The organism is Bradyrhizobium huanghuaihaiense, assembly GCF_007830635.1.
Classification (GTDB): domain Bacteria; phylum Pseudomonadota; class Alphaproteobacteria; order Rhizobiales; family Xanthobacteraceae; genus Bradyrhizobium; species Bradyrhizobium huanghuaihaiense.
Map to the genome: position 1 here is coordinate 111442 of NZ_VLLA01000019.1, position 18030 is coordinate 129471.

Annotated in this window: 18 protein-coding genes; 6 read left to right on the forward strand and 12 right to left on the reverse strand. The window is 65.2% G+C overall.

Going from position 1 to position 18030, the window contains the following annotated elements; genetic code table 11:
• The 8 genes from IQ16_RS45265 to IQ16_RS30940 all read right to left on the reverse strand — a co-directional run.
• Positions 1–1961, reverse strand: a 1961-nt coding sequence (locus tag IQ16_RS45265) for a DUF5801 repeats-in-toxin domain-containing protein (protein ID WP_244635926.1), incomplete at its 3' end; no start/stop codon positions are given.
• 580 nt (positions 1962–2541) lie between these two features.
• Positions 2542–3339, reverse strand: a complete 798-nt coding sequence (locus IQ16_RS30905) for an adenylate/guanylate cyclase domain-containing protein (RefSeq protein WP_018645968.1) — start codon at positions 3337–3339, stop codon at positions 2542–2544.
• A 110-nt stretch (positions 3340–3449) separates the two neighbouring features.
• A complete protein-coding gene (locus IQ16_RS30910; RefSeq protein WP_018645967.1) occupies positions 3450–3662 on the reverse strand; it encodes a hypothetical protein in 213 nt (70 codons plus the stop codon).
• 1 nt (position 3663) lies between these two features.
• A complete protein-coding gene (locus IQ16_RS30915) occupies positions 3664–3888 on the reverse strand; it encodes a hypothetical protein (protein WP_035667371.1) in 225 nt (74 codons plus the stop codon).
• Positions 3889–4503: 615 nt separating this feature from the next.
• A complete protein-coding gene (locus IQ16_RS30925) occupies positions 4504–5694 on the reverse strand; it encodes an adenylate/guanylate cyclase domain-containing protein (protein WP_026312455.1) in 1191 nt (396 codons plus the stop codon).
• A gap of 108 nt (positions 5695–5802) precedes the next feature.
• Positions 5803–6387, reverse strand: a complete 585-nt coding sequence (locus IQ16_RS30930) for a HutD/Ves family protein (RefSeq protein WP_018645964.1) — start codon at positions 6385–6387, stop codon at positions 5803–5805.
• A 100-nt stretch (positions 6388–6487) separates the two neighbouring features.
• Positions 6488–7696 (reverse strand): ABC transporter substrate-binding protein, encoded by a 1209-nt coding sequence (locus tag IQ16_RS30935; protein WP_208751649.1) that lies wholly within the window; start codon positions 7694–7696, stop codon positions 6488–6490.
• 37 nt (positions 7697–7733) lie between these two features.
• Entirely contained in the window at positions 7734–8681 is a 948-nt protein-coding gene (locus tag IQ16_RS30940; protein WP_018645962.1) for an alpha/beta fold hydrolase, read from the reverse strand.
• 94 nt (positions 8682–8775) lie between these two features.
• Between IQ16_RS30940 and IQ16_RS30945 the strand changes: the two genes are divergently transcribed.
• Positions 8776–9300, forward strand: a complete 525-nt coding sequence (locus tag IQ16_RS30945) for a MarR family winged helix-turn-helix transcriptional regulator (protein WP_167526362.1) — start codon at positions 8776–8778, stop codon at positions 9298–9300.
• A 54-nt stretch (positions 9301–9354) separates the two neighbouring features.
• On the opposite strand, the gene IQ16_RS30950 is transcribed toward IQ16_RS30945, so the two are convergent.
• Positions 9355–11442 (reverse strand): adenylate/guanylate cyclase domain-containing protein, encoded by a 2088-nt coding sequence (locus IQ16_RS30950; protein ID WP_026312453.1) that lies wholly within the window; start codon positions 11440–11442, stop codon positions 9355–9357.
• 311 nt (positions 11443–11753) lie between these two features.
• On the opposite strand from IQ16_RS30950, the gene IQ16_RS30955 reads away from it, so the two are divergent.
• From IQ16_RS30955 to IQ16_RS30970, 4 genes are read left to right on the forward strand one after another with little or no spacing between them, the layout of a single operon-like run.
• On the forward strand, positions 11754–12059 hold the full coding sequence (locus IQ16_RS30955) for a BufA1 family periplasmic bufferin-type metallophore (RefSeq protein WP_018645959.1): 306 nt from the start codon (positions 11754–11756) through the stop codon (positions 12057–12059).
• A 50-nt stretch (positions 12060–12109) separates the two neighbouring features.
• Positions 12110–13018, forward strand: a complete 909-nt coding sequence (gene bufB / locus IQ16_RS30960; protein WP_145831937.1) for an MNIO family bufferin maturase — start codon at positions 12110–12112, stop codon at positions 13016–13018.
• Positions 13008–13790: an HvfC/BufC N-terminal domain-containing protein gene (locus IQ16_RS30965; protein ID WP_018645957.1), complete on the forward strand. Its 783-nt coding sequence runs from the start codon at positions 13008–13010 to the stop codon at positions 13788–13790. The genes bufB and IQ16_RS30965 overlap by 11 nt, the downstream gene beginning before the upstream one ends.
• Complete coding sequence (locus IQ16_RS30970) at positions 13787–14296, forward strand: DoxX family protein (RefSeq protein WP_018645956.1); 510 nt, start codon at positions 13787–13789, stop codon at positions 14294–14296. Before IQ16_RS30965 ends, IQ16_RS30970 begins: the two co-directional genes overlap by 4 nt.
• 271 nt (positions 14297–14567) lie before the next feature.
• On the opposite strand, the gene IQ16_RS30975 is transcribed toward IQ16_RS30970, so the two are convergent.
• From IQ16_RS30975 to IQ16_RS30985, 3 genes are read right to left on the reverse strand one after another with little or no spacing between them, the layout of a single operon-like run.
• A complete protein-coding gene (locus tag IQ16_RS30975) occupies positions 14568–15413 on the reverse strand; it encodes an SDR family NAD(P)-dependent oxidoreductase (protein ID WP_020608025.1) in 846 nt (281 codons plus the stop codon).
• Position 15414: 1 nt separating this feature from the next.
• On the reverse strand, positions 15415–15975 hold the full coding sequence (locus IQ16_RS30980) for a carboxymuconolactone decarboxylase family protein (protein ID WP_018645953.1): 561 nt from the start codon (positions 15973–15975) through the stop codon (positions 15415–15417).
• The gene (locus IQ16_RS30985; protein ID WP_018645952.1) at positions 15953–16651 is read right to left on the reverse strand and encodes a TetR/AcrR family transcriptional regulator; all 699 of its coding nucleotides are present in this window, start codon (positions 16649–16651) and stop codon (positions 15953–15955) included. The genes IQ16_RS30980 and IQ16_RS30985 overlap by 23 nt, the downstream gene beginning before the upstream one ends.
• A gap of 167 nt (positions 16652–16818) precedes the next feature.
• On the opposite strand from IQ16_RS30985, the gene IQ16_RS30990 reads away from it, so the two are divergent.
• Positions 16819–18030, forward strand: coding sequence for an ABC transporter substrate-binding protein (locus tag IQ16_RS30990; protein WP_018645951.1), 1212 nt, complete (start codon positions 16819–16821; stop codon positions 18028–18030).

The following is an 18030-nucleotide window of genomic DNA, read 5'->3' on the forward strand; positions in this document are numbered from 1 at the left end:
GCCGGGCTGAGGTCGGTGCTGACGTTGCTGACGCCCGCGAACAGCGCCGACACCGCGGCGTCGGTGCTGTCGTCTGCATCCGCCTGGACACCCGCGGTCTCGTCGTGCGCCACCGTCGTGGCGCCCTGGACGATCCCCGCCGTCGGGCCGTCGTCCTGGAACTGCACGGCATCGCCGATGCCGGTCGAACTCGTTGCCTTATCGCCGTCACCATCGGTGACCGTCACCACCGCCAGCAGCGCACCGTCGGTGATCGACACCGAATCGTCGGGGTTCGTGGCATTCGGGTGCTTCAGCGAGGCGTATTGCGCCACGCTGACGACGCCGGTCGAGCTGTTGATCGCCACCGCGAAGGCCGCAGCCCCGGCGGCACTGCCGATCCGGCCGACCACCAGGTCGCCCTCCTTGAACAGGAAGATGCTGGTGCCATTCGTCGTATCGAGGCCGGAGTCCACGCCTGCGGCGGACACCGCCAGCGAGAACGCGATCGTCCCGCCCACCGAGTCGGTACCAAGCGAGCTTCCGGTCGAACTCACGACAGCGCTCGCGTCCTGCGCATACCCGATCGGGCTGAGGTCACCGCTGACATTGCTGACGCCCGCAAACAGCGCGACCACGCCTGCCGCGGTGGTGTCATCGGCATCTCCTTGGATACCCGCGGTCTCGTCATGCGCCACCGTCGGCGCGCCCTGCACGATCCCCGCCGCCGGCCCGTCATCTTCGAAATGGACTTGCGTGCCAACCACGGCGCTCGTGGCGTTGGCGCTGCTCAAGCTGAAGCCGCCGATGTCGAAGGTATTGTTGTCGTTGCCGGCAATGCCGTCGTTGGCGCTGATGTTCTCGATCAGGACGCGGTTGTGCGTTCCGCTCGTGGTCCACTGCACCTTGTCGCCGGTGCTGAGGCCGGTGATGATCAAGTTGCCGTCGGTGTCGATCGAGGCGGCCGGAGTAAACTGCGTCTTGCCTGACTTGACGACGAAGTCGGTGAGCGAGAATGACGTGATATTGACGTGCGCGTCGTTGGTGAGGCCGTCGACGAAATTCACGCCAGTTTCCTTGGCGGTGTCGAAGGCCGAGATCTTGACGGTGACGGGTCCGACGCCCGGGTTCGTCTGGTTGACCGTGAAGGAGGCAGTGCTCGCATTGAAGACGTTCTGGAAGTCGATGTTGGCTTCGACGTCGGCCTCGTTCTGGTCCAGATTGGGCACGAGGAAATTCGTGTTCGCACCCGTCACGAAGGTGATGTACGCACCTTCACCGGGGTTGATGGCGTTGCCGTTGACGCCGAACGAGGTGGTGCTGCCGGCCTGGCTGATATTGAGCACGTCCTTGGACGAGATGTTTCCGCCCTGGGATTGATTGAGCGGATCCTTGCCGATCACCACGATCTGGGTGGAGTTCGGATCGCCGAAGGTCATGAAGAGGTTGCTGCCGGACGGCGCACCGGCGAAGCCGAAATTGATGACCTCGCTGGCCGCGACCTTGAGATGGGTGCCGAGGTCGATGGAGTCATCGGGGTTGGTGGCATCCGGATGCTCCAGCGCCTCGTACTGGACGCTCCAGAACTTGCCGCCGCTCACCGGGCTCCCGGTCTCCTCGAGATAGACCGCGAAGACGATGACGCCGGCCGCGGTCTTTCCGAGCACGATGTTGTCGTTCACGGTGTCCGTGAACAGAAACACCTCCTCGCCGTCATTGGTGAAGAGGCCGCTCGTGTCACCGTCCAGCGCACCGCCGCTCCCGTCCGTGAAGGAGATATTGCCGACCGACCCCGTGACGCCGCTGATGGTGATGACGTTGCCGCTGCTGACCGTATGGTTGATCTCCGTGTTCGGAGCGCCCAGTGCCGCCAGCCGAGTTGAAAACGCGCTCGGGAGGGCCGTGTTGGTATCGTCATTCTGCAGGCCGGCGGTTTCGTCGAGGGTAACGGTCGTGCCGGTAACAGTGACTGTAAGCGCCATGAGAAATCTCCTCCAAAAACATCAATCAATGGTGAGCTTGCACTCCACAAATTCCATGCGCCGGCTCTTCGGCGAACCACCGCGTCTGCCACGAGGAGCCGTCTTTTTGAGAACGATAGGCCAAAGGGAAATGGGCGTAGCGAGGCTTGGATCTATTTCGCGTTCGCCCTTTCTACCCTGCTTGAAGGATCGGTGCGGGAGAGAAGTAGCGGCAAGAAATCAATCAAACATTGCTGCATGCTATGCTCCCTTGATCTGCCGCGAACGCAAGGGGAGAGCAAACGAAACCCTGACGCTGAAATCGCGACATCAACGCGTTGCGCCGCGCGCCCCGCCCGCATGATCAAAATGTAAAATCATCAATCGTCGACGCGCAGTGCTCACGGAAGACATTCGAGGCAGGACCTACGCGTTGAGTTCCCTAGTAGAAGGCAAGAAGGTTCCCAGTAAATGGGGGAAAAAGTGGTACCAACTTCGAGGTGGGTCGCATCGCCGCACGATCACCGGGACAAGGGCGGCGTCGCCGTACACGCGCTCAGGTAGTACTGGACACTACCCCACAGCCTGGAGCGCTATCCCCTCATCCCTCCACCCGATACAGCCGCCAGCGCTCCGGCACGCCCTTGAGCCTGTGCACGCCGTGATCCCTCAGGCTGATCGCGGACTGCGCTTTCAAGAGTTCCTTCACCGCGCTCGAGACCAGGACCTCGCCTGCGCGCGCCTTGGCGGCGATGCGGGTGCCGATGTGGAAGGCGAGGCCGACCATCTCGCCGCCGCTGATCGTGTACTCGCCGGCGTGCAGGCCCACCCTGATCTCGAGGCCCAGCGTGCGCACGGCCTTCTGGATTGCGGTCGCGCAAATGATGCCGGCGGCGGGCGCCTTGAAGGTCGCCAGCACGCCGTCGCCGGTGGTCACGACCTCCTTGCCGCGCGAGCTCTTCAGCTCCTTGCGGACGGCGGCGTAATAGAGGCCCACAACCTTGGTCCAGCGCGCGTCGCCGAGCTTGGCAGCCTTTGCGGTGGAGCCGACGATGTCGACGATCAGGATGGTGGCAAGCGCCTGCTTGAGCTCGGCGCTTCGTGCAGCCGACGGGCGCCGGTTCGCGATGGCCCCGGTCAGCGGCTCATAGCGGTGATTGCGTCGCCGCGCGATCGCTGCCCTGACATAGTCCTGGGCACGCTGCGCCGTGCGGCAGCGGACCGTCTTCTCCTGCGGCACGCGCGTCCAGTAGACCGTGCGCACGGCACCCGCGCCATGCACCTCCACGGCGCCCCACTTCAGGAAGATCGTCGAGCCGGCACGCCTGATGCACCACGCTTTCGACGTGTACCCGGAGACGTTCGACTGATGGACACCGATGCGAAGGAATTTGGGCATGAACGGGTGGCTGATCGCAGGACCGTCTGGGAGGCCCCGGGCCAAAAGGTAGTCGGACATTCCAGCGTTGGCAACGGTGCTTCCCGGCCCGCTACTCCGTTCTCCGCATCCTAAGCTCCCCTGCCGTTGCTCTGCTTGCCGATCGTGCAGCGCCACCCAGCCAGACGCTCGGCCGGATGCTGCGCCATCCATTCGGCGAGCTGCGGCGCGCCCATCAGGCAGGACTGCATCGTCACATCGGCGAAGTCCGAGGTCGTGACGATCTGTTCATGACAGTCCGTCGGAGAGGCAAGACGACAGAGCACGGCAATGATCCGGATCATCTCACACAAGCTCCTTCGACCAGTCGTACCCGGCTCTGGCGGCCGGGCGCGCCACCGACCTGTCTGCATCGGCGCTCGAGGCCTTTTCGGCGCGCCGCTGATAGTCGTCGGCCAGAATCTTCAGCCGCGTCGCAACCGCATCGTCGGTCATGCTTCGGGCCGCGCGGAGCAGGCTCTGCGCCGTTTCCATGTAGGCCTTACCTCGTCGTGACATCTGGAGCGTCATGGGATCCTCACGCGGTTCTCTGCGAGCGTATCGAAGGCGACCGGAAAGCGGCCCACCCAGTCGCGGTCGTCCTGGCGGCGCGTCGCGAAACGTTCGACGCACTTCTTCGAGCAGAGAGGCCTGCGCCACGCGTAGTACCGAACGAGACCGAATCTGCCGTCGCAGACCGCGCATCGCCCGGCTCGACCATGAAGATTTCCGGAGCAGGTTGGCATTGAAGCCTCCTCTTGTTGTCACGCCAGATGCCGCCAATCACCTCTTCTGTTGCACCGGGAGTTGTCTCGGTTCCCGATGAAGCGGGCGGCATTCACCGCCAACGAACTCACCTTAGGAGTCCCGCGCGCCAATCTCTTTCAACAAGGTGCGCTCGATTGCCCGTCCGCACGACGCGCGGCTACGCGGATGCAGGGTGAGCCGGCAAACGTGCGTTTGCGCAACCGGCAGGCCTGGCCAGAACACGCCCGGCCGCAAGGTCCGGATTATCGTTCGATCTCGGAAACGTCACGAGAAGGCAGGCGCGATCGCGGGCGCGATGGCGCTAGGGCAGGCATTCAAGCCGGCCCTGACCGGAAGACGACATGGAGGCGGGTGACGCGACCGCCGGTCTCGCGCGCGTCAGCCAGGAAACGCAAACAGCTCGATCGGATCGCTGAAGCCGCGGACCTCGTATTTGCCCAAGCGCTCCAGCTCGAATTTCGGCTGTACGAGCTCGGCGAAGTCCCGCGACAGCAGCACGTTACGCCCGAGCTGCTTGGTGAGCGCTTCGAGGCGCGAGGCCATGTTGACGGCGGGGCCGATCACGGTGAAGTCGAGCCGGCTCGACGATCCGATATTGCCGTACATGACGTCGCCGACATGGACGCCGATGCCATAGTTCAGCGGCGCGCGGCCGCTGCTCCTGTTGCGCTCGTTCAGCGCGGCCATGGCTCCCCTCGCTTCGCTCACGGCATGCAGCAGGTTTGCGCAGGCATCGGGCTGGCTCAGCGGAAAGATCGCGAGCAGGCCGTCGCCGATGAACTTGAGGATCTCGCCGCCGTGCCGCGCGATCGGCTCCGACATCGCGTCGAAATAATCGTTGAGGAGATCGATGACGTCGTCGCGCGGCCAGTTGTCGGAGATTTTCGTGAAATCGCGCAGGTCGCAGATCATGATCGCGGCGCGCACCGTGGTGCCGGTGCCGCGCCTGGTGGCGCCGGCCAGGATCAGCTCGCCCGCATGGGCGCCGACATAGGTCTCCAACAGCGTTCGCGCCAGGCGGTTCTTGATACGGATCTCGCTGACCAGTGCCAGCACCGGCAGCACGTTCTTCAGGGCCGCGATGTGTGCATCCTCGAAACCGCCGGGCCGGTCGGTGGCGAACGTGACGAAGTGACGCTTGCCGAGCGTGTGATGGAGCGGCCAGGCAACGTAGTCGGTCAGGCCTTTCGCGCGCATCTCATCATAGAGCGCGTGCTTGCGGCCAAGCGACGGATCGCCTTCGAGCTTTTCGCGGAGCTCGGTCGCGCCGTCCATCATTTCGTTGGCAGGACTGCCGATGAACTCGGATCGCTCGAGCACGTCGAAGTCGACCCGCGTTATCTTCGCCTCGCGCATGCCGTCCGACCACATGAAGCCGGCGCCGAGCCATTGCGGATGCTGGATCCGGACGTGCATCGTCGACCGCTTGAGCGGAATGTCCGCCTGCTGGAGACGGATGCACATCTCCGCGAAGATATTGTCGATGAAGCGCTCGTCGCGCGTGCCGTTGGTGAGCCAGTGGACGACGCCGTCGGACAGCGTGGGGGGATTTTGGTGTGGCGCGTTCATATCCGGCCCCTTCGCGGCGGTCTGCATCGAGCAGATATCGTGCGCCGGCGCCGCGGCGTCAACCTAGCCAGTTGCACGGATTGTGCGAATCCCAAGGGCGGTTGCAGCCTAGCCGACGAGCTGGATCGACGCTAACACCGCCACGCCTGAAACGAGCGCCAGACTGGACGCCTCGGTCAGCTCGACCTTCAGCGTATATTCGTGCGAAATCGCAAAATTCTCCCCGCCGAGACGGATGCGGCAATCGCCATGCGCGGCGTAGACCAGATGCGTGCCGGCGGACAATGGCCGCTCGCCCGGTTCCCTCAGCGCCACGAGCTCGATCTCCGCAACTCCCCGCCGCGCCATCAGGTTCACGACCTCGACGGGACCTGCCTCCAGCGCGGTCACGATCTCGAGCTCGCCGGTGAAGCGCACCGTCGTAAAAGGTTCACGCTCGTCGAATTCCTGCGTCGGCGACTTCAGCACCAGCCCGCGCCCCTTGACGACCATCTGCAGGCGGTCGATGCCGGGCATGTGGGAGAACGGACCGGGCGCCACGATCGGCGTAGAGGCAAAACGCCAGAGCAGGCTGTTCCAGTCCTTCACCGGGCTGCCTGCACGATGGGCGCCTGCGATATCGGTGAATATGCCGCCGCCGTTCTTCCAGGGCGAGCGGGTGTAGTCTTCGGGTTTCAGCAGCGTGGTTTTCATGTGTTGGGGTCGTCCGGGATCGCAAGAGGGCGAGATATCACGCCCGCATCATGCGCGTGGCGAGCTCGCTTTGCCACCCCGTTCGACAGCCGTCCCCGATTCAGCGGCTCGAGGCCTTGACCAGCGGACATTTGCTCTCCGCGAGCGGCCAGACGGTCTCCTCCGGCGGAATCTTGCGCACGATCTCGAAATAGTCCCAGGGGTATTTCGAGTCCGACGGCTTCTTGACGCGGACCAGATACATGGTGCGCGTAATCCGGCCATCCCCGCGAATGTGCGCATCCTCCGAGAAGACGTCCCCGACGGGGAGCGCTTTCATCGCCGCTGCGACCTTGTCGGCGTCGTCGGTGCCGGCGCTGGCGACGGCCTTGAGATAGTGGCGCACAGCGCCATAAACGCCGGCATGCAGCATCGACGGCATCATCCCGGTTTTCGCAAAGAACGTCTTCGACCAGGCGCGCGTCGCCTCGTTCATGTCCCAGTAGGACGCCGTGGTCAGGTAAGTGCCCTGAGCGTCCTTGAGACCGAGGGCATGCACGTCCTGAAGGAACAGGATCAGCGCGGCGAGACTCTGGCCGCCTTGCGTCAGGCCAAATTCGCCGGCCTGCCGCATCGCGTTGACTGTGTCGTTGCCTGCATTGGCGAGGCCGATGACCTTGGCGCCGGAGGATTGCGCGCTCAGCAGGAATGAAGAGAAGTCCGGCGTGTTGAGCGGATGGCGGGCCGCACCCAGCACCTTGCCGCCCGATGCGGCGATCACGCTGGTCGCGTCCTGCTGGAGCTGATGGCCGAAAGCATAGTCCGAGGCCAGAATGAACCAGCTGCGGCCGCCTGCCTTGACCACGGCAGACGCGGTGCCGTGGGAGACGGCGTAGGTGTCGTAAGTCCAGTGGAAGCCGTAGGGCGAGCATTGCTCATTGGTGAGCGCCGTCGTGCCGGGACCCGAATACAGGACGATCCGCTTCTTTTCCCGGGCCAGGCCCTGGACCGCAAGCGCAACGCCCGAATTCGGCACATCGACGATCGCATCGACGTCCTCGACGTCGAACCAGCGGCGGGCGATCGCGGAGCCGACATCGGCCTTGTGCTGGTGATCGGCGGAAATGATCTGGATCGGCTTGCCCAGAACCCGGCCGCCGATTTCATCGGCCGCCATTTCCGCGGCGACCAGCGAGCCCTTGCCGGTGATGTCGGCGGTGACGCCGGCCATGTCGGTGAGCACACCGAGCTTGACGACGTCGCCACTGACTTGCGCCTGTGCGGCAACGGGAAGCGCAAACAGCAGCAGAGCGCGCGCAATCCATTTCATCTGCCGTTCCTTTCGATGCGCTGGCATGACCGATATCTCAGCATTTGACGGCGTCGAGCCAGGCCAGGATCATGGCGGCCAGATCGTCGCTGTTGTTCTCGATCATCATCATGTGACCGTTGCCCTCGATGCCGCGATCCGGAAGCCAGACGAATTCTGCGCCGAGATAGCCGGCCGTCGCCGCATCAATCTCGCGCGGATGGCGCGGATCGCGGTCCCCGGTCACGATCATGATCGGCGTGGACCGCAGACGCTTGGGATCGCCGATCCTGAGTCCGCGGCCGGCGATGTTGAAGCGCTCGTTCAGGATGCGCGCGCTCTCCGGCGCGAATGAGCGGCAGTAGTTCTCGAACGCGCCCTGCGGAAAGCGCGGCGCATTGGCCCAATAGGCCGCGGCAAACTCCGCCGTCAGCCGCACCGGCATGGTTTCATCCGAATAGACCGGGTGGCCGGCGCTGGCGTCGTCGCGCAAGGCGAGGATCAATGCAGGATCGTCGGGCAGATCGCGCAGCAGATTGGCCGGCGGCCCCGGCGCGATGCCGATCACAGCGCGGACGAGATCGGGACGCCGCTCCGCCATCCACCATGCCATCGGCCCGCTCGCCGAATGCACCAGCAGCACGGCAGGGCCGATCTGCTCGACCAGCGCCAGCAGCGAGGCGGCGACATCGGCGGTGCCCAGCCGCGGAAAATCCGCCGGCTGCGGCGAACGGCCGTGGCCGGGCCAGTCCGGCACGAACACATCCCGGCCAGCCGCGGCGAACCGCACCGCCCAGCCTGGCCGCCCATCCGGCGTCGCCAGATAGCAGGTCCCGGTGTGACCGCCGCCGTGAACCATGACGACGGGCGCCCTGCCCGTGGCCGCGCGCGGTGATGGCACATGATCGACATAGACCGGATGCGCGCCCGTTCCCGCATAGAAGCACCGAACCTCGCGCTCGCACGACGGGTCTTTAGCGCTGCGCCTGGCCGGCGTCGCCTCCATCCGTTCCTCCACAACTATCGACGACGGCCGTTCTTGCGGGTCGCGCGGCGATGTTAAGATCATGCCCGATCGAAAATCAACCAGAAAGTCTCATATGAGACCATCTCGAAAGTCACCGAACGGCACGACCAAAGACCTCCCACCGGAGCGGGAGCCGCTCGCGACGGTGATCGGGGGAACCGAGCTCCAGATCGCGTACCGGATGGGCTACGTGCTGAACTTCTACCGCGAGCCGTCGTTCCGGCGGATCGAGATGGAGCTCGGTCTGACGCGACCGGAGATCGTCACCCTGATCTTCCTGAACTTCCGCGAAGGCGTGACCGCGAGCGAGATCTGCGAATTCTCCGGCCATCTCAAGGCCAACATCAGTCGCGGCATCATCGCGCTGGAGAAGAAGAAGCTGATACGGCGCGCCGCCGACAAGACCGACAGCCGCCGCCAGCAATTGTTCATGACGGCGGCCGGCCGTGCGCTCTACGCACGATACATCCCGGCCCTGCGCGAGCGGGAGCGCGCCATGCTCGCGTGCCTTACGCGGGCCGAGCGCAACGAATTCGAGCGCCTGCTCGACAAGCTCGCCGCGCACGTGCCGCAATGGGCCGCGCTCGACGAGCTCTGAGACCAGAGCGACGCAGCAGGGATCCTGGCGTAAAAATCCCCGGCATCAAACGCGTCATTTCGACGTCAGTGCCGCTATCGGACGCCAAGCGTCATCAGGCGCGGCCGCGATGAATTGCCGGCATCGGTCACGCATCAGCGCGGCGGGGCGGTCGTGGGCGCGTTGCTCCAGCACGGCCTCGAAATCGGCGAGCGCGACGGCAAACCGACGCGCCCGATAGTGGGCGAGACCGTGCTCGTAATCTGCGATCCAGCCGGCTTCGGTCACGCCGTCATCCAGGATTCCGACCAGTTCGTGGACGGAGAGCCCCTCCTCGCGTCCGTAAACCGCGATGCTCTCGATCTCACGCGTGAGGACGGCGCCGCGCGCCAGGCGTTCAGTCGCCTCGCCGATCAGGATGCGCGTTCCATAGGATTTGTTGGCGCCTTCGAGACGGCTGGCAACGTTTACGGCATCGCCGATCACGGTGTAGTTCAATCGCAGCTCCGAGCCGATATTGCCGACCAGCATGCGGCCCGAATTGATGCCGATGCGGATCTGAAGCGGCTGGCCGAGATCGTCGACAAGGCCGGACTCGTCCATCGCCCTGCGGCAGGCCAGCGCCGCGCGGCAGCAGCGCAGGGCGTGATCTCCTTGCGGCTGCGGCGCGCCCCAGAATGCCATGACGGCGTCGCCGATGAATTTATCGATGGTGCCGCCATTGGCGACGATGATTTCCGAAGTGAGGTCGAGGTAGCGAGACAGCAGCGGCACGACGCGATCGCCCATTCGCTCGGACAGTCCGGTGAAGCCGGCGATGTCGATGAACATCACACTGAGCTCCTGGATGCTGCCGCCGGGCCTCGCCTCGACACCCTGACGCAGCAAACCGCGAACGAGATCGGCGGGGATGAATTTGCGGAAGGCGGACAGGCCGGACGCCATCTCGGCGATGGCACCCGACAGGCTCGCGATCTCCTTGAGCCGCGACGGATGCCGGCGAACCTGCTCCAGCGCGAACGCTTCGACATGGCGAAGCTCGCCGACGACGCGGGACAGCGGCGCAGCAATGACGGAACGCGCCAGCGCCGCCGACGCCAGCGCCGCGAGCACGGCGCCAACCGCGAGGCCGAGGATCAGACGGTGAAGCGTCGTCTCGACGGGCCCAAGAAATTCGGCCTCTGGGATCACGGTTGCGAGCGACCAGCCGGGAAACGGCAGCGGCGTCAGCGCGACCTCATATGCCGCGCCGCGTGATGTCAGCCGGGTCCGCCAGGCCTCCTTGCGGCCGGCCTCGCCTGCCTGTTCGAGCGCTGCGCGCGCCAGCGGCAGCAGCGTGATGTCGCTGCGCGCAGGGTGCAGCTCGTCGGCCTCCTTGTCCGGGGCTGCGACGAGCACACCGCTATCGTCGACGATGAACGCGGTTCCCGTGCGCCCGACCTCGAGCTGCGACAGGAAGCGCGCGAGCCTCGTATATTCGATGACGACGGCCAGAACGCCCTGCCGCTCCTGATAGACGTCGATCGGGCCGGCAAAGGCAATCGACGGCCGCGCGCCGGTCGGGTGGTCCATCACCCTGAACCATTGCGGGTCGTCCGCGGTGAGCCCGGCCTTGAACCAGGCCTGATCGGCCACGCGGAAATCAGTCGGCTCGAAACGGCGGCTCGCGAATTCGATGTCGCCGGGCACGACGTCATATTCATCGACGCGGCGCTGCCCCGGATGATCGGTCAGCGAGATCTCCATCATTTCCAGCTGGCGATCGCCGAGCTTGTGCGCGGCGAAGAACGAGCCGTCGGGCCAGCCGAAGGCGACCCAGGAGATCGTGGCCTGCGACTGCAACTGCGAGAGAAAGACGAACTCGCGCTTGTCGGCCTCGCGGGTGTCGAGCACGTTCTGGAGGAACAGCGTGCGGATGGCGGTGTGTGCGGCGCGCGCCTCGTCGACGATGGCCGAGACCTCCTTGCGCACCGCCGCCACGATCTGCTCGTTGATGGTGGAGGCGAGCTGGCGGCTGGTTGCCTCCGCCGTGCGCCACCACAACAGGCTGGATAGGGCGGCCGTGAGCAGGATCGCGGCCAGAACCAGGGCGGACACCGCGAGGCGAATGCTGACCGTCAGCGTTGCAACTGCCTGAAGCCTCCGTCCGGGGTCAACATTCATCGCCGTTTTCGCCTTCGCGGACCTGCGCATCCTCTGACATCGCTCTACGGCGCCGGCCGCCATTCGTTACGTCTGGCAGGCGCGGCTCATCCCCGCCAATGCCCTGCGGCTAACGTCTCGATAGAGCCAAGGCATTGGAATTACGCCGGCGCTTGCCTGCTAATCCCGGCCCAAGCGCACCAACCGGGCGCCCCGACCAATCGGTCTCACGGACTCGTGAGCATTCCGGCGGTAACGCCGGCTGCCCGCGAAACGAAGAAGACCATGCGCCTTCGCCTGCCAGGCGATGCATCTGCAAAAGGAGAACCTCGATGTCTGCCAAACACGTCGTCACCACGCTTGCTCTCGCCGGCGCCATGTCGACCGCGCTCGCGACCCTCGCCGCCGCCGGTCCGCTGACCAAGGCCGAGGCCGATGCCGCCGTCGCCGCCAAGAAGGAAAAGTGCTTCGGCGTCGCGCTGAAGGGCCAGAACGATTGCGCCGCCGGACCGGGCACGACCTGCCAGGGCACCTCGACCGTCGACTTCCAGGGCAATGCCTGGAAATTCGTCCAGGGCGGCACCTGCACCAGCATCGACCTGCCCGGCGGCAAGAAGGGCTCGCTGAAGCCGGTCTGACGCGGCCCCGGCAATCCATCACGCCAACACCAAGGAAGCGGAGACGCACCATGATCACGGCTACCAAGCCCGCCACCGTGCCGCTCCGCTTTTCACTTCCGATCGGCGGTGTCGCCGGGACCAGCTTCAAACCCGAGCACCTTCCCGCGATTCTCGGGACCGGCCCGCAAGCCGGCTTTTTCGAGGTGCATGCCGAGAACTACATGGGCGCGGGCGGGGCGCCGCACCGCGCGCTGGAAGCCATCCGCCGCGACCATGCACTGTCCCTGCACGGCGTCTGCATGTCGATCGGCGGGCCGCAACCGCTCGACAAGACCCATCTGGCGCGCTTCCGCGGCCTCGTCGCGCGCTATCAGCCAGCGCTGATCTCCGAGCATCTGGCGTGGTCGACGCATGAAACCAGCTTCTTCAACGACCTCCTGCCGCTGCCTTATACCGAGGCGACATTGGCCAGCGTCTGCGATCACATCGACGAGGTGCAGGAGGCGATCCGCCGTCCGCTGCTGCTGGAGAACCCGTCGACTTACGTCACCTTCCGCCAGTCCACGATGAGCGAGACTGATTTCATTCGCGCCATCACCGCGCGCACCGGCTGCGGCCTGCTGCTCGACATCAACAACGTGTTCGTCAGCGCAACCAATCACGGCTACTCCGCGCTCGACTATCTCGCCGATTTCCCGCTGGCTCACGTCGGGGAAATTCATCTCGCCGGCCACGCGGAGCAGACCGACGATGACGGCAACCTCCTCCTCATCGATAGCCATGACGGCCCGGTCGCGGACGCCGTGTGGAAGCTTTTCGAGATCATCATCGCGCGGCGCGGCCCCGTGCCCACGCTGATCGAATGGGACAGCAAGATCCCGGAATGGCCGATCCTGCGCGCCGAAGCCGCCGCCGCGCAGGCGATCCTCGATCGCTGCCAGACGGCCGAAGAGACGGAGGATCGCCGTGCGGCCTGAAGCTGACCCCGGATTTGCCGCGGCCTTCGCGCCGCCGCTGCTCGACCCCGCACGTGACGCGCCGACGGCCGTGACCGGCCGAAACGGCAAGCCGGCAGGCCGACGCTATGACGTCTACCGCAACAACGTCACGGTCAGCCTGATCGATGCACTGGCTGCGATCTATCCGGCCGTGCAGCGCATCACCGGCACCGATTTCTTCCGCGCCATGGCGCGCTTCCACGTCCGCAATAGCCCGCCGACCTCGCCGCTGCTGTTCGACTACGGCCGCGACTTCCCGGACTTCGTCGCGAACTACACCCATGCGCAGGATATGCCCTGGCTGGCCGATGTCGCGCGCATCGAGCGGGCCTGGCTCGATGCCTATCATGCCGCCGACGCGTTGCGGCTGTCATCTGCGCTTCTGTCCGCGATCGCGCCGGAACTGCTTGACGATCTCGTCTTCACGCCTCATCCGGCCACACGGATCGTACGCTCGCATTATGCGGCCGTGACGATCTTTGCCGCCAACCGCGACAGCGCGCCCGTGGCGCGCATCGACGCGTCCACGCCGGAAGACGCCCTGATCACCCGGGCCGAGTTCGACGTCGAGGTACGCCACCTTCCGCCCGGCGGCGCTGTCTTTGCCACCAGCCTGATGTCCGGTGAGCCGCTCGGCGCGGCCGCAATGGCGGCGTTCGACGCATCAGCCGACTTCGACATCGCCGCGAACATCGCGGGCCTGATCGAAGCCGGCGCGTTCATCTCATTTGCCTTTGGAGATCCAGCATGATTACGGACCAGCGCATGCCCGCAAACGGCAGCCTTCCACCCCTCGGGCTGCTCGTCGACAAGGCCAATCAACTGGTGCAGACGCTTGCCACGCCGTCGCTGGTCCAGCTCGTACTGCGCGTTGCGCTGGCCGTGCCGTTCTGGCGCTCGGGCATGCTCAAATGGGCCGGCTTCCTGCGGCTCAACGACACCGCCGTGACGTTGTTCAGCGACGAGTTCATGCTGCATCTGCCGGGCGGGCCTTACCATTTTCCGGCACCGGCGGTGATGGCCTTCCTGTCGGGCTCGGGCGAGATCCTGTTCCCGATCCTGCTGGTGCTCGGACTGGGCACTCGGTTTGCGGGGCTCGGATTGCTGTTTATGACAGCGATCGTCGAGCTCACGGTCCCCGACGGCTGGCCGATCCATCTCACCTGGGCGGCCATGGCGCTCGGCATCATGGCTTACGGGCCGGGACACCTCTCGCTCGACCATCTCATCTGTCGCGCACGATCGCACGGGCGATGAGCGCGCGATTCTGCGTATCCACACGCACGACCGTCATCCTGAGGTGCGCGCCCTTGCGCACCTCGAAGGATGGGCCGCGAACGCCCGTGACCCATCCTTCGAGGCTCACCTTGCGATGCAAGTGCATCGCAAGGCTCGCACCTCAGGATGACGGTTGTGGGTGTGGTCAGCAGTAGCCGGAGCACAGAAGTCGTAGCCCGCATGAGCGAAGCGACATGCGGGAGCGGTCGCCCCGGATATCGCTTCGCTCATCCGGGCTACGAGCTACGTCCTACATCCCGCTCAAGCCGCTATCCACCGCCAGCGTCTGCGCGGTGACGTAGACGCTTTCGTCCGACAGGAAGAACAGCACGGCATAGGCGATCTCCCATGCCGTCGCCTGGCGTCCGAACGGGATGTGGCCCTTGCCGCGCGAGGGGCGACCGGCGCCGGCTTCGCGGCCGTTGGGGGTGTCGACAAGGCCGGGATAGACGAGGTTGGCGCGGATGCCCCGGCGCGACCCGAGATGGGCGATGTTGCGCATCAGGCCGCCGAGCGCGGCTTTCGAGGAATCATAGACCGCCATCTGCGAGCCCGCCTTCAGCGCGGCGATCGAGGAGATGAAGACGATGGCGCCGCCATTGTCGAACTTCGGCATTGCCGCTCGGCAGCACAGCATGGGGCCGCGGACGTTGACGTCGTAGATCCTGTTCCACTCCTCGGGGCTGACGTTATCGAGCCCGGTCTTGCCGAAGGTGCCGATGTTCAGCACCATGCCATCGAGTCCGCCCATGGCGCGATGCGCTTCGTCGATCATGCGTTGGACATCCGCCTCCGACGTGACATCAGCCGCGATCGCAAAACCCTCCCCGCCTTCATCGGTGATGCGCTTCACCGTCTGCTGAGCGGACGTTCGGTTGAGATCGGCGACCGAAACCTTCGCACCTTCGCGCGCGCATAAAATGCTCATGGCGCGACCGTTGCCGATCGGGTCGGTTGAGGCATCGAACACGCGCTGGCCGCCGCCGACAATGAGGATGCGACGCCCTTTCAGGCGTCCCCTGCCCGGCGCTTCGCCCAATGATTCCGCGCTGGGCGGACGGACGTAGCGCTCCGGCTTGGTCTCGGTGTCCGTCATCTCAGCCGCCCTGCTTCTTGCCGCCGTCATAGACCGTCATGCCGGCCGCGGGATCGAGATCGGTTTCGGTCGCTTCAGTCAGGCGCGCCATCATCATATAGAAGCCGAGCGCGACGATGGATTCGACGATCTCCTGGTCGCTGAAATGCGCGCGAGCAGCCGCGAAGGTGGCTTCGCCGACGCGGACATTCTCGACGACCTCGCGGCCGAACTTCAGCAGCGCGCGCTCAGCATCGTTCAACGCGACGGCATCGTAATCGGAACGCTCCACCGCATCGACCTGCGCCTGCGTGCAGCCGACGCCGAGCGCGATCGGCACGTGCTGGCGCCATTCGTAGGCGCCGCCTTCGAGCTGGGCGGCCTGGAGGATCAGGAGCTCGCGGTTGACGGCAGAGAGCTTCTGCTTGTGCAGGATCGAATTGCCGAGCCGCATCGCCGGGATCATGTTGGCCTCGGCGTGCGCCATCATGCGGAAGATGTTGAGCTTGACCGGCATGCGGTCGAACGAGGCGCGGATGTCGCCGCTCGTCGTCTCCGGATCAATCAGGGGCAGCCTTGCCACGCGTTTCTCCCTTGGCTTTTCGTTTCTTGTTGTCGGTGTCATTGCCCGCCGCGATCAGCGACAGGAAGAAGGCGAGATAACGGTCGATCGCCTCGATCACCTTCGGCCGCGGCGACGGCACCGCGCCCATCACGTAATGCTCGAGGCGGATGTAGATGAGACCCGCGGCGAACAGCCGCGCCGTCTCGCGCGGATCAGTGGTCGAGATCAGGCCGGCGAGCGCGAAGCCGCGGAAATAGTCCGTCATCATGCTCTGCTCGCGCGCATAGAAGTGGTCGGCGAATTTGGCGCGGATGCCGGGCACGCGGTTGCGCTCGGCGGTGATGACCTTTTGGAACTGATGCTCGCGCGGATCGGACCATTGCTCGACGAGGTCGAGCGCGAACTGGCGGCAGAACGCGGCGGGCTGGCGCGCGAGCTGCTTGTAGCGCACTTCTTCCAGCCGGCTCGCAGAGCTCGCCGGGCCGTGCTCGCTGACGATCGCTTCCAGGATCGCGGCCTTGCCGGAGAAATGATTGTAGAGGCTGCTCTCGCGGATGCCGACGCGGCGCGCCAGCTCGCGCATCGAGGCGCCGCCATAGCCGCTCTGCGCAAACAAATTGAGCGCTTCGGTGAGGATGCGCTCGCGCGTCGTGGGCGCAGCCGCTTCCGCCGCGCTGGAGGTGTGGACAGCCATGGCGACTTGACTAACGAACGATCGTTCGCTAGTCAACCGTACGAACGATCGTTCGTTTCGCTAGTCTGGCGGCAACGGTCGCGGCCCGCAAGCCTGCTTGCCGGCACTGTTCTCGCGTTTCAACTCCGCCCATCGAGAGGCGGAGAGCAATTTTGGGAGACGACGTCATGGCGCGCTTTGCCCGCCTTCGCTTTGCCGCGGCCTGCATCCTGTTGCCGTTGCTCGCTGCCGGCACCGCCTCTGCCCAAACCGCCAAATACGATCCCGGCGCCGACGACAAGACCATCAAGATCGGCACCACGGCGCCGCTGAGCGGCCCGGTCTCCGCCTTCGCGCAGATCGCCAAATCGGCGGAAGCCTTATTCCGCAAGGTGAACGACGAGGGCGGCGTCAACGGACGGCGCATCCAGATGATCATCGCCGACGATGCCTATAGCCCGCCGAAGACGGTGGAGCAGACGCGGCGGCTGGTCGAGAGCGAGGACGTGCTGCTGATCTTCGGCGGCGTCGGCACGCCGACCAACAGCGCCGTGCACAAATACCTCAACGACCGCAAGGTGCCGCAGCTGTTCCTCGGCTCGGGCGCGGCGAAGTGGGACGATCCCAAGAACTTTCCGTGGACAGTCGGATGGCAGCCGACCTATCGCGACGAGGCGATCGCCTACGCAAAGTACATCAAGGCAAGCCACGCCAATGCCAAGGTCGGCGTGCTCTACCAGAACGACGATCTCGGCAAGGACTATCTGAAGGCGTTGGAAGAAGGGCTCGGCAGCGGCGAAGCGATTGTCGCGCGCGCCGCTTACGAGACTTCGGCACCGACCGTCGACACCCAGATCCTGCACCTGAAGACTGCCGGCGCCGACGTCGTGCTGGTCGCGGCGACGCCAAAGTTTGCGGCGCAGGCGATCCGCAAAATCGGCGAGATCGGCTGGAAGCCGGTCACCATCATCTCCAACGTCTCGGCCTCGATCAGCGGCGTGCTGGAGCCGGCCGGCAAAGACAATTCCACCGGCGTCATCTCCAGCCAGTACCTGAAGGACGCGACCGATCCGGCGCTGAAGGACGATGCCGGCTACAAGGAATGGCTCGCCTTCATGGACAAGTACCTGCCCGACGCCAACAAGAGCGACTGGCTCAACGTCTACGGCTACACCATTGCGCAGACGCTGGTGACGGTGCTGAAGGCCTCCGGCAACGACCTCACCCGAGCCAATGTGATGAAACAGGCAACCAGCCTGAAGGACGTGCGCCTGCCGATGCTGATCAACGGCACCGCGGTGAACAATTCGCCCGAGCGCTATACGCCGATGACGAGCCTTCAACTCATCCGTTTCGACGGCACGCGCTGGGTGCCGTTCGGCGAGCTCCTGAAGAACTGA